Genomic DNA, 12,732 nt, shown 5'->3' with positions numbered 1-12,732 from the left:
ACAATATAGGCCAGCACGGAAAAAAGAATCAGGAAACCAAATGTCTGCACACTCTTTGTCTTGAGTATGAATACTATGCTCACAATTATGGCCGCGCTGGCCATGAAAAACAGTGGCCTGGGTATCTGTTTCAGGATTATACGCCCGAAATGAGCAAAACAGATATTACTGACCATGAGACCGATGGAAAGGGCTGAGATTATCCACAAACCGACAGGTGGGGCGACCAGTGCCGCACCGAGAACAATCAAAGCCCCGGCGGGGCTTGGAAGACCATTGAAAACCCCATCGGGCAGGTCTTCCCGCTTTTTATCCACCACAACAAAACGGATCAGTCTGAAAGCGACACCGATAATAAAGGCAATTCCAAAAAAACCGGCAAGACTCCCACCGGATTGCCAGATAACATAAGCTGGAGCAAGCCCGAAACTGACAAGATCAGCAACATCGTCCAGATATGGCCCATACTTGGTTCCCCCATGCTTTTCAGCCATCCTGCCGTCAAACAGGTCAAACAATTGCCCGACGATAATAATACAGATAGCCCAGGCAAAGTGATTGTTATGGGTGAACACAAGGCTCGTGACACCGCAGAAAAAATTGAGCGTTGAAAGAATATCGGCATACAGCCAGTTGGGAATGAATTTACAGACAACCGAGGCTGTGGAAAGGACAATACAGGCCACAAGAACCTCATCCCCCACATTAATGACCCCCGAAGTCTTATCGAGCAGGGCGCAGAAGATGACCAGGGCAAAACAGAGTATTGCCTTTATCTTGCCAAAATTATTTGCCGCGCCGGAAATTTTAAGATACGAAAGAATACGTCTGGCAAAAAACTGTCCCATAAATTCTATTCCCACCAGAATCCAGACAAGTTTTACCGAAATAATTCCGAGATAGGCATAGCCGACAAGGGGAGGCAGGTACGTCAGCTTGTCACACATGGGGTCCAGCCATTCTCCCCAGCGGGTAATAAGATTACAACTCCGGGCCACCAGGCCGTCCACACCATCCAGCACCGCGGCCAAAGTGAAAATCAGGATAGCTGCGATCTGATAATGAAGAATAAAATAAAACACATAGGCGACCAGGGCCATACCTGCCCGCCAGTAACAGATGGCATTGGGATGGAGCAACCACTGGTGGGTGAGGATATAATCCTGCACGGATTTCTTCTTCACCAACCTGGATGACCAGTAATAAAAAGCGAGTCCCAGGGACGACGCGAAAAGAATGACCAGAAACCTTTGCATAATACTCTCAAAACTGGAAGGAATTTCACCGAAAATCCGGATAATGGTGCACTGCACCTGCCCCTCTTTACCACTTTGACGGCAAAATGTCCATTTTTGCGCAACACTCACGGAAACAGGACCAATTATTTTCCTGAATCCGTATCGGTTTCGTGATCATTTTTTGATTCTGATTACCCTTGAAACTCAGCCGGATTGGGGATATGCCTGCTTTATCTGCCTGATTTTTTACCGTAATCAGATTTTTTTATGATTCCCCTTTCCAGGATATCAGAAATTCCGCTCCTCCCAGCCTGGACCGGCCAACTTTCACTGCCCCCTGGTGCGCCTCAACAATCTGTTTTACAATTGCCAGCCCCAGCCCATACCCGCCCGTGTCGCGGTCCCGGCTGGGATCAAGGCGGGTAAAGGGATCAAAAATGATGTCAAATGATTCGGCAGCAATACCCGGCCCATCGTCTTCCACGCGGAGCTGAAATTCTTCATTGCTGTAACCCAGATGGATATGGACAGTATGTCCTGCATAACGGCATCCGTTCTGAATCAGGTTGCCCAGGGCCCGTGCCATAAGCTTTGGATCCATACAGTTTACGGAATGAGAGGGTACTTCGGCATCCAGGCTTATTCCCACCTTTTTATCCCCGCAGTTTCGTTTGTGACGCAAAACCTGTTCTTCCAGCCATTCACTGAGTACTACAGGAGAGTATTCAATAACTTTACGGTCAACATCCATACGGGCATAGGAGAGCAGTTCCCTGAGCATATCATCAAGCTCATCAATGTCTGTGTTCATTGCCTCCAGATATCGATTTCGGGCATCTTTGTCGTCTGTTTTCTGCAGCATTTCAATACTGAACCGCAGTCGTGAAACAGGAGTACGCAGCTCATGGGAAACAGCCCGGGTCAGTTCTTTATGGGAGGCAATCAACTGCTGAATATGCGATGCCATGCCGTTAAAGGCCTTCAGAATAGTTTTGACAGTGGAGTATTTCGAATAATCAATCCGGGTCTGCAACTGCCCTTCACCAAAACTCCGGGATGCTGACTGCAATTTCCGTAAATCCCGCCAGACTGGTCGCAGGAACAGCCAGACCAGAAATCCCATGAGACCCCCCAGTGCACCAAGAAACACCTGGTCGGCAAATTTGAGGATCAATGGCTGTTTAAAAGGGCCAACTTTAAGAACATATCCACTCCCCGGAACAAGAGTATAAATTTTCTCCAGGTAATTATCATGAAAGAGGAGAGTGCCCTCTTTCTTGAGTTTTTTTACATCCCGCGACTCCAGGTCAATTAAATCCAGGGTAACCAGAGAGAGTGGCAACTCATATTTTTCACTCATGATTTTTAGCGCCTCCTGCCACTCTTCTTGATGCCTTGCCAGAAGATTATCGGTTATTATTTCCAGGGGGCCCGCTACAATCCGCTTTAAGAATGCGGTATCCGTTTCCCTTCTGCCCTGTTCCAGGTTCAACTTCCAGACACGCCCGGTGTCGGCTGATAAGTGATAGAGATTATCTTTGCTATCCGGATATTGGACAAATCTGCCCATCTCAAGTTTATTTTTTACCTCCGGAGGAAACTGGACAGTGCGGACATCAAGCAGTTCCACATCAAAAAGAAACTGCTTCTTCAGTTGTTTCAATGTGCCGTTTTTGTCCTCTGCTTCTCCGCCTGCCGAAGTTTTCAGGGAATCATCAAGCATGAGAAAAATCGGCCTGAAGTCCTCCCAGCCGTGGTCTTCAAGAAAGGAGGAGAACAGAGGGTCAAGAATATAGCTGATATTAAAAAGAAAAACTGAAGTGACAATAAAAACGGGTGCGAATAGCTGCAGAAATAAACGGGTCATGGCAGGAACAGGTACCCTACTGAACGGACTGTCTTGATAAAACGGGGATTTGCCGGGTCATCCATCAAAAGTTTTCGCAGGCGGGCAATACGGATATCCACGGAACGATCTAAACCATCATATTCAATACCGGACAGGGTCGACAAAATATCATCGCGACTCAAAATTGTTCCCGCATTACTTGCAAGCAGGTAAAGCATTTCAAACTCCTGGCTGCTGAGCGATAAAGGTTTTCCCGCCAGAAATGCGTCCCGGGTTTTACTGGAGATATGCAGGTCACCGATATCAAAAGATGCCCGGGGCTCCGGTTCCTGCCTGAACCGCCGCAGCAGATTCTGTATACGAGCCAACAGTACCCGTGGTTTGACCGGCTTTATCACATAATCATCCGCTCCCAGTTCCAGGCCGAGAACATGATCGATATCCTCATCTCTGGCAGTAAGCATCAGTATGGGTTTTTTGTATTGAGGACGAACCTGGCGACAGACATCCAATCCATCAAGCCCCGGCAGCATGAGATCCAGTATCACCAGGTCAGGCTGTTCCTCACAGATTCGCACTACTGCGGTGTCACCACGCCCTTCGATATGAACAACAAAGGAATGTTGTTCCATATACTCCTGTATCAGTCGAGCCAGACGGATATCATCTTCCACAAGTAAAAGAATCAATTTGTCAGTTTTGTCATGGGGTGTACGCAATTCTTTCATCGGTCATTCCGCATTTGCCGGCCTGAAAATATGGCTGGATACATGTCAGGCTGAGTTTCATCTGGAATCATGTAAATAATAGTGCAAACCCCGATAAAAGTCTGCCGGTTTTTTGTTATAGATTTGTAACAGGGTCAAGACGAACTGTTGCATTTTTACAACATTTCATCAACAGCCTTTCCCTTTGCTGTACGATATATTTGCTGCATTCTGCCTGCATGCGGCTCAGAATTCACTCTTCAGGAGACAGATATCATGTCCATATTTATAGCAGTTATTTCAATCGGTTTTTCCCTCATTTTTCCCCTGACCGGCATTGCCGCACCGCCCCCTGCACATTCACCGGAAGCAGCACAGGCTGATTACCGCACCATGCACCGGGAGATTTCGCGACTCATCCGGAAACAAATGAAAAAAAACGATATTGTCGGCCTGTCCATTGCGGTAGTTGATAACCAGAATACCGTATGGGCAGAGGGTTTTGGCTGGGCAGACAGAAAAAACAAGATCCGTGCGACTCCGCAGACCGTCTATCGTGTCGGCTCAATCACCAAACTGTTCACCGCGACAGCGGCCATGCTTCTTGCAGAACAAAACAGGCTGGACATTGATCAGCCCCTGCGGGTGATACTGCCGCAGTTCCACATGAAAAGCCGGTTTAAACGAACAGGCGACATAACCCCCCGCAATATCATGACCCATCATTCCGGACTGCCGACGGACTATAACCGGGGCATGTGGGAGGAAGAACCGGAGGACTTTACCCGGCTGGTCGATTTACTCCATGACGAATACACCGCCTATCCACCAGACACAATATTCTGTTACTCCAATATCGGCATGACACTGCTGGGTCACGCCATTCAGGAAGTAAGCAGGCAACCCTACAGCGAATTCATTGACCGGAAACTGCTCATGCCCCTGGAAATGTTTCATTCTTCTATTTTCAAAACATTACAGAATGATCCGCAATCATCAAAAGGCTATTCTGATGATGAAGAAGCAAAAATATTACCGCTGCGTGATCTCCCGGCCGGCGGGCTTAACAGCACGGTGCTTGATCTAGCCAATTTCACCAAAATGGTGTTTGCCGGCGGCCGGTTCGGCAGACAACAGATTATTCAGAAAGAAACATTGGATAAAATGCTGCATTTCCAGGACGGTAACGCACCCTTCGACCTGGGACGCCAGATGGGTCTGGGCTGGTTTCTGAAACAGCAGAACCATGAAAACCGGGGTCTCAAGGCAATGCACGGGGGAGATACCTTCTTATTTCATTCCATGTTAATCACCCTGCCACGATATCAACTGGCTGTCATTGTACTGGCAAACTCGGAATCGTCTGCAAACAGTGTCCATGACATAGCTGAAGATGCTCTCAATATGGCTCTGGAAATAAAAACGGGGATCAAAAGAAAAGCGACTGAAAAACTTGCCGAGACAGAACTGCCGACACCCCCGGAAGACTTAATATCTTTTCCGGGATATTATTCAACCAGCAACACTACCGTGAAGATTACCCGAGATGGTGATCAACTCAAACTTATAAACGACGACGACACATTAAATCTCGTTCTGCGTGAGGATGGCCAATATCATCTGCAGTATAAACTGCTTGGCCTGTTTCCCATAGACCTGGAAGGGTTAGATGAACTCGGCATAACCCATACCGAAATAAACGGGAGGGAAGTACTGCTGGCCAGGTTCCGTGGACAGAAAATATATTTTGGCGAAAAAATCGTCATCAGCCCTATTCCTGCATCCTGGAAATCAAGGACAGGTTCCTACAGAATGCTTCACCCGACGCCCGGACTGCAGTTTAAAAACATGCAATTAAAGATTGAACATGGCTTTCTGGCACTCCATTATACCATCAAACTCCCCCTGGGGGAGGAAGCGGAGTAGACGGGACAGGCTGTCCTGCAGACGGCAGGTGACCGACTGGCCGTGATTCATGGTCTCGGACCCGACACAGGTGATGTCATTCGTGTGGTACAACGAAACAGCGAGGAGCTGTTATCCTTGTCCGGATTCCTTTTTCGCAGGGTTCAGTGATTGACCTTTCCTCCACCACCAGCCCGGATATGACTGTCACCACCAATCATATACTGTTTCCTCTACTGATATGTCTCTATTGTACGGCCTGGTGGCTTATATCTTAGCCACCAGACTGCCTTCATGTTTCTCTGTACTCTCCTCTAACAATTCTCAACATTACTCAAACAGACAATTGCCTGCAGATCGATCAATATTCACAAAACGATCGACAATGGGGTCGATTTATCAGCCAAATATATTGGAGCCGCCAGATGATGAAAAATAATCAGAAAAACATACCCGACAATTTTCAATCCGGCAGAGCATATCTGCTTATTCTTATCGTATTATGTATCCCCTTTTCCGCCTGCGCAGAGGAAAGCAAAGAGCCGCAGACCACAGGTTTACTCCGTTCTTACACGATACTCGGTCTTCCCCTTCTCTCCATTGACGAACATCTGGTCATGGGCCTGGGCGTCGGCTTTTCAACAAACCCTTTCAAAGGCGTTAACAATAAAACAATGCCTTTCCCGGAAATCACCTACCAGAACGGTAATTTCACCCTGGATTTCAACGGGATAGGCTACACGGTTTATTCCCAGGAGGGGTGTGAAATCAATTTACTCGGCTCCTGGCGTTCGGCCCCATATGACAGCACTGACAGTGCCTATCTCAAAGGGATGGAGAATCGAAATTTCGTCATTGAAGGAGGAGTTTCACTCACGACAGAGACCCCCATAGGCAGTATTGGAATCGTGGCCATGAGCGATGTGACAAACAACCATAAGGGCCAGAGTGTCGCCGTCCAGTATTCACTCCCCTTCGGCAGTGAAGACTGGGCCATTGAACCTGTTATCGGCGTGAACTGGGAATCAAAAAAAGTGATCGGCTACTATTATGGAGTACGACACTCGGAGGTAAGGGATGACCGGGCTTTTTATGATGGAAAATCCACTTTCACACCATTTATTGGATTGAATGGCGGAGTGAAAATTTCTGCCAACGTGTACCTCCAGGGCGGTATCAATTATGAATTCCTGGGCAGTGGAATTACAGACAGCCCCCTGATCGATGACAGTTATGTCCTGGCCGGTTCCTTAAGTTTAAGCTATTCCTTCTAACCTGAACTGATGAAAATTCCCGGGACAGGCATGGGACACGGCATCACATTTTTTTTCTGTCTGTCGATGTTGCTGTGCTTTTCTGCCTGCGGATCACTGCCTCACAAGGCCCAGACTCATCTGCCGGAAGATCTTCCCCGTACCTGGCAGAACAGGGCTCCCATCGAAAAACTGCCTGTCACCGGAAACCTGCTGGACCTGTTTCATGACAGGCAGTTGAAAATCCTGGTCCAGGAGGCGCTTGACAATAATCCTGATCTCAAAGCCACTGCCCATCGCCTGAAAAGTGCAGGGTTTCTGGCAAACGAAACCCGGTCAAGGCAACTCCCTCTGGTCAAGGCCGGTTTTTCAGGGAATCGGGACAACCAGGGCATGGATGCCGAAACAGGGAAAAGACGAATTTCACGTTCCCGCAGGATATCACTGGAAATCAGCTGGGAAATTGATATATGGGGCCGACTGGCTGATGAATATAAGGCATCAACACAGGATGTGGCAGCCAGAGAGCAACTCTATCTTCACGCCAGGGACGCACTGGCGGCCAGAGTTATCCAGGCATGGATACATATCGTCGGCCTGGAACATTCGGTCAAAATTGAACAGGAGCGGCTGGCTGTCCTGGACCATATCCGGAATTTCCTGATCAAACGGTATCGAAACGGACTCGGGAATCCGGATGAAATATCCACGGCCACCAGCAGACTGAAAATAGCAGAGGCCGATGTCAGCGCAGAGCGAACAGCACTTCTTCGGGAAAAGCGTGCAATGGAAGTCCTGCTGGGACGATATCCAAAAGGGAAATCGGTCTTCCGGTCCAGCCTGCCAGAGGTGCAACCTCCACCGGTTAATACACCGGCTGCAGTTCTGCTCAACCGACCGGACATCCAGGCAGCCCTGGCCAAAGCGGAATCAGCTCGTCTGCTTGCAGATGCGGCAGTAAAAGCGCGACTGCCTGAACTGAATCTTTCCGGGCAGCTTTTCAGAGAAGCGGCAAGTCTTGGAAATCTCGGAAGTGCCACCAGTTACTGGAGCATCCTTGGTTCAGTTTTACAGCCCATATTTGACGGCGGAAGATTAAAGGCGGCTGCGCGGGCCGGGCAATCAGAATTTCAGGCATCACTGATGGATCTGCGCGCAGCAGTACTGCAGGCATTCAAAGAGGTGGCTGACGGTTTTGACTTTGAACGGGATTACGGAATACAGGTTCAGGCCCTGGGGGTGGCGGCTGCTGAATCGGAAAAAAGCAGCCGATATTACGCAGACCGATACCGCCAGGGACTGGACAGCATTCAAAATCTTCTGATCGCCAGGGAACAGGAGATGTCCATAAAAAACAGATTAAACCAGGCAGTCACCGAACGGCTGAGCAATCGCATTGACCTGGCCCTGGCCCTCGGGATCGGCCTGACCGACAGCCGGAATTCTTTTCAGCAATGACTCAAAAAAAAGAAAAACAAGCGGTTATGCGGCGATTCGCAATGAAGAGGTGGAGGATTTTTTTGCTCACGGCCGCGATATGCATTCCAGCGGTTTTTACCGCTTTTTCCCTTAAACCCCGAACAGACAAAGGCATCAACACCGGTGGAGTCACTGCAGGAAAAGAGATCGTCACCGTCCGGTCGGTTAAACCGGAGACCTGCGGCGCCGTTATTGCAGCTTTTGGAGAAGTTGTCCCCCGCAGACAGATAACAGTTAAAAGCCAGGTCCAGGGCCGGGTTATTTTCCTGGCCGACCAGCTGGAAACGGGAAATCAGGTGAAAAAAGGTGCGTTGCTGGTGCGTGTGGAACAAAGTGCCTTCCGTCTGCAGGTGGCCGAAGCAGGGAACAGACTGGCTGTCGCCAGGATCAACCTGATGAAAGAAGAACGGGAGGCAAAGGACGCGCAAACCAACTGGAAACAATCCGGTCTGCGGGGAGAGCCCGCCTCGCCTCTTGTTCTGCACGTACCCCAGCTTGCAGCCGCGCGCTCTGAAGTAAAAGCCGCGCGGGCAGCATTGGCGTACGCCCAAACCATGCTCCGGCAGACGGAAATCCGTGCACCCTTTGATGCCATCATTGTCAGGCGGAATGTCAATCCGGGCCAGGTGATATTCGCGACTGACGAAATTACAACACTTTTCGGGACCGAGAGTGTTGAAATAAGTATTCATCTTGACCCCGGCAACTGGGACCTGCTGCCGAAGGATGTCCGACAGGCAAAGGTAACACTGTTTGATACCGGAAAACCTGCAAACTGGCCGGCCAGGGTCGTCCGAAAAAGCTATCACCTGGATGGACAGTCTCGCCTGCGCACCTTGATACTGCGTGTTGAACATCCCATGGACTTCAGCCCACCCCTCTTGCCCGGAACCTTCGTCAGGGCTGAAATCACTGGCAGACAGATCCCCCACCTGCTGCGGATTCCGGAATCAGCCCTGACAAAACAGGGGCTTGTCTGGTTTGTGGACCAGACAGGACGACTGCGTAAACACCATCTCAACCCTCTTTTTTACACCAGTGGTTTTGCCTGTATTCCTGTACCTGAGACAACCGGACAGGGGCCTTTACGGATTGCGGCTTTCCCCAATTCCAGTTTTATTGATGGCCTGACTGTTCAGCCACTGGAACAAAAGGAAACAACCGATGTCAGATAATCTCTCAGCCTGGTTCACCAGAAATCCTGTTGCGGCAAATCTGCTGATGCTGCTGGTTCTTGCAGGAGGTTTATTCGCTGTTCAAACTATCCGTATCGAGGGCTTTCCTGCTATTTCTCCAGGCTCCGTCACCATCACGACAATATACCCAGGTGCAAGTGCAAAACAGATCGACCAGACCATTTCCCGAAAAATTGAAACAAGCCTGGAGGGGATGGCCGGTATAAAAAAGATATCATCATTTTCCGAGCAGGATGTTTCCACAGTCTGGGTGCAGAAAACGAGTCGATTTGCTTTAAATCGTTTTCAAAATGAAATCCAGGAACGGGTGAACAGTATCACGGACCTGCCCCGCATGGCAGAACGACCCTCTATCAGAAGGGATGAGTTCAAGGTTGAGGCACTACTGGTTCAGATTTATGGTGACACCGATACAGCCACCCTGCAGAAGACAGCCGTCAACATAAAAAAAGCGCTCCTCGCACACCCGAAGATCACAAGAATCAAGCCCTTCGGCCTGCTTACCCCGGAAATCCGTATCGCAGTGGACAATGACCGCCTGCAGGCCTGGAACCTGTCACTGAACGATATCAGTGCGGCCATACAGCGGGCCTCCCTCGATTACCGCATGGGTGGAATCGAGGGGGACAGTGGACAGGTGCTGCTTCGTGCCGACAGCAGGGCCGGCGGCTCCAGTGAATTTGCAGCTCTTCCCCTGATGACCCTGCCCGATGGCAGTAGTCTGCTGACAGGAGATGTGGCCAACGTAACGGATGGATTCAAAGAGGAAAACGGTTTTGCCCGTTTTCAACGTCTGCCATCCGTAGGATTGCAGATTTACACCAGCAAAAAAGGGCATCTTCTCGAAGTGAGCGAAGCTGCTCACCGGGTAGTGGACAAAATCCGGCACCAGCTCCCGGACAATATCAAAGTGGATATCTGGGGTGAATATGCCGGCTATATGAAGACAAGACTCTCACTGCTGGCAAGGAATTTTCTCCAGGGACTGCTGATTGTTTTTGCGTTGCTGGCTGTTTTCCTGAACATCAGGCTCGCCTTCTGGGTAGCCATGGGTATTCCCATTTCACTGGCAGGCACACTGATGTTGATGGGTGACAGGTTTTTCGGGTATTCCCTGAACGAGATCACCACATTCGGTATGATCATAGTCCTCGGCATCCTGGTGGATGACGCAGTTGTAGTGGGCGAATCCGTCTTTACGTCCCGCAGGAAAATCAAAGATCCTGTGGCGGGAACCATCCACGGAGTAAAGCAGGTGTCCACAGCCACCGTTTTTGGAAGCCTCACCACGGTGGCGGCTTTTTTTCCCCTCCTGTTGATCAATAATGATATGGGAAAGGTCTTTGCCGGTTTTTCCGTGGTGGTTGTCATTGCCCTGCTCCTGTCACTGCTGGAGAGCAAGCTTATACTACCGGCCCACCTGGCAGCCATCCGGATTAACACTACCCTGCCGACATCCGGAAGAATTATACCCCGCGTCTGGAGGCAAATACAGTCTCTGGCCGACACCTTTTTATCCTTCACCAACCATACAGTCTATCAACCCCTTCTGTACCACGCCTTACGTCATCGTTATGCGGCGATAGTGTTGTTGCTGACCATAGCCCTGTGTTCGGGGACCATAATTTCAAACGCCTGGGTGCGCACTGTCTTTTTTCCTGAAGTGCCGGGGCAGACCATTTCCGTGAACCTGGAAATGGTGAGCGGCAGTCCCCTGAACCTGACGCGTGCCAATATTGACGCCATTGAACAGGCGGCAGATGAGTTGAACAGGGAAATTGAGGCCGAACTGCACACCCGAACCGCCCCCATTGCCAAAATAATGACGGCCATGACCGGGCCTCTCACGGCTCTGATTTTTGCGGAACTGCAACCGGAGGACAAACGGCAAATGAAGACCATGGAGACAGTGGCAAGATGGCGAAAAAAGGTCGGTGTGCTGGAAGGTGTCGAGTCCCTGAGCTTCAGCGGATCTTTTGCTTCCTCGGAAGAATTTGAAATCGAGCTTGACGGTGGCGATGAAACTGTACTGGAGAAGGCGGCCACCCATTTAGCCGACTCCCTGGCCACTCTTGAAGGTATCAGTGATGTCCGTGACGACATCAGACAGGGTAAACCACAGATACGGTTAAAACTCAAACCATCAGCCAGGCACCTGGGACTCACTGCCGCCGATCTTGCCCGGCAGATTGGAGATGGTTTCGGCGGACTCGAGGTTCAGCGCATTCAGGGAGATGGAGAAGAAGTAAGAGTGCTTGTAAAGTATAAGAAACAGCAAAGACAACATACGGAAGATCTTCTGAAAGTTCGTATTCAAACCGAAAAGGGACAGTGGATTCCGCTTTCATCCGCAGCCACTGTTGCAACTGGTTTTACCCCCTCAGTTGTATTGCGCCAGAACGGGAAGCGGGTTGTCAGCGTCAAGGCGTCTCTTGATAAAAAAATCATAAGTCCGGGTGAGGCATTCAAGTGGATCAAAGAACACATTATACCGGAATTCAAACACCGTTATCCGGGAGTCAATATCAGGGGCGCCGGGGAGCTGCAGGAGATCAGCGAACTCAAGGGGGGAATGTTGCGTATCACTGTCATGATCCTCCTCCTGATCTATTCCCTGCTCGCCGTTCCGCTCAAATCCTACTGGCAGCCCTTTGTCATAATGTCCGTTATTCCTTTTGCCTTTGTGGGTGCGGTACTGGGTCATTTCATCACCGGGACTTCACTCTCGATCCTTTCATTTTTCGGCATGATGGTCGTTATGGGGGTTGTAGTCAATGACAGCCTGGTGATGATAACCAGGTTCAATGAATTGAAAAAGAGGGGCGAAAACCTGCAGACCTCACTGCTCCTGGCAGGCGGGAGCCGCTTCCGGGCAATTTTTCTCACAACAGTAACCACGGTGTGCGGCCTGACACCACTGCTTTTAGAAACCTCAGAACAGGCACAGTACCTGATTCCGGCTGCCCTGTCCATTGCCTGGGGAGAACTCTTTGCGACACCTGTAACATTGGTCATTGTTCCGGTATTGATTGCTGTTGGAAATGACCTGCGTTTTTTTCAACGCCTGAATCCACAACGATTATTCATGGGAACCCCGCAAAAAGA

At 49.8% G+C, this 12,732-nt stretch carries 8 protein-coding genes; 5 read left to right on the top strand and 3 right to left on the bottom strand.

What is annotated here, in order from left to right:
• The 3 genes from ACXLDX_RS01185 to ACXLDX_RS01175 form a co-directional block, all read right to left on the bottom strand.
• A partial coding sequence (locus ACXLDX_RS01185) for a CDP-alcohol phosphatidyltransferase family protein (RefSeq protein ID WP_457575360.1) occupies positions 1-1,256 on the bottom strand: 1,256 nt, incomplete at its 3' end.
• Between the two features lie 247 nt (positions 1,257-1,503).
• Positions 1,504-3,105 carry an ATP-binding protein gene (locus ACXLDX_RS01180; protein WP_457575359.1) on the bottom strand — a complete coding sequence of 534 codons (1,602 nt, stop codon included), beginning with the start codon at positions 3,103-3,105 and terminating at the stop codon, positions 1,504-1,506.
• Positions 3,102-3,815 (bottom strand): response regulator, encoded by a 714-nt coding sequence (locus tag ACXLDX_RS01175; RefSeq protein ID WP_457575358.1) that lies wholly within the window; start codon positions 3,813-3,815, stop codon positions 3,102-3,104. The genes ACXLDX_RS01180 and ACXLDX_RS01175 overlap by 4 nt, the downstream gene beginning before the upstream one ends.
• Before the next feature lie 255 nt (positions 3,816-4,070).
• On the opposite strand from ACXLDX_RS01175, the gene ACXLDX_RS01170 reads away from it, so the two are divergent.
• From ACXLDX_RS01170 to ACXLDX_RS01150, 5 genes are all read left to right on the top strand, one after another.
• Complete coding sequence (locus tag ACXLDX_RS01170) at positions 4,071-5,720, top strand: serine hydrolase domain-containing protein (protein ID WP_457575357.1); 1,650 nt, start codon at positions 4,071-4,073, stop codon at positions 5,718-5,720.
• A 404-nt stretch (positions 5,721-6,124) separates the two neighbouring features.
• Entirely contained in the window at positions 6,125-6,973 is an 849-nt protein-coding gene (locus ACXLDX_RS01165) for a MipA/OmpV family protein (RefSeq protein WP_457575356.1), read from the top strand.
• 9 nt (positions 6,974-6,982) lie between these two features.
• The gene (locus ACXLDX_RS01160) at positions 6,983-8,410 is read left to right on the top strand and encodes a TolC family protein (RefSeq protein WP_457575355.1); all 1,428 of its coding nucleotides are present in this window, start codon (positions 6,983-6,985) and stop codon (positions 8,408-8,410) included.
• Complete coding sequence (locus ACXLDX_RS01155; RefSeq protein WP_457575354.1) at positions 8,407-9,606, top strand: efflux RND transporter periplasmic adaptor subunit; 1,200 nt, start codon at positions 8,407-8,409, stop codon at positions 9,604-9,606. Before ACXLDX_RS01160 ends, ACXLDX_RS01155 begins: the two co-directional genes overlap by 4 nt.
• Positions 9,596-12,732 (top strand): efflux RND transporter permease subunit (locus tag ACXLDX_RS01150; protein WP_457575353.1); only part of this gene is annotated, 3,137 nt, incomplete at its 3' end. The genes ACXLDX_RS01155 and ACXLDX_RS01150, both read left to right, overlap by 11 nt.

This window comes from Desulfomarina sp. (assembly GCF_054039375.1).
Note: the sequence above shows the minus strand (reverse complement) of the source record. Positions and strands in the feature narration are given on the sequence as shown.

Excerpts from the sequence above, each read along its gene's own strand:
- ACXLDX_RS01180 (WP_457575359.1), bottom strand. The coding sequence starts at position 3,105 with ATGACCCGTTTATTTCTGCAGCTATTCGCACCCGTTTTTATTGTCACT.
- ACXLDX_RS01175 (WP_457575358.1), bottom strand. The coding sequence starts at position 3,815 with ATGAAAGAATTGCGTACACCCCATGACAAAACTGACAAATTGATTCTT.
- ACXLDX_RS01170 (WP_457575357.1), top strand. The coding sequence starts at position 4,071 with ATGTCCATATTTATAGCAGTTATTTCAATCGGTTTTTCCCTCATTTTT.
- ACXLDX_RS01165 (WP_457575356.1), top strand. The coding sequence starts at position 6,125 with ATGATGAAAAATAATCAGAAAAACATACCCGACAATTTTCAATCCGGC.
- ACXLDX_RS01160 (WP_457575355.1), top strand. The coding sequence starts at position 6,983 with ATGAAAATTCCCGGGACAGGCATGGGACACGGCATCACATTTTTTTTC.
- ACXLDX_RS01155 (WP_457575354.1), top strand. The coding sequence starts at position 8,407 with ATGACTCAAAAAAAAGAAAAACAAGCGGTTATGCGGCGATTCGCAATG.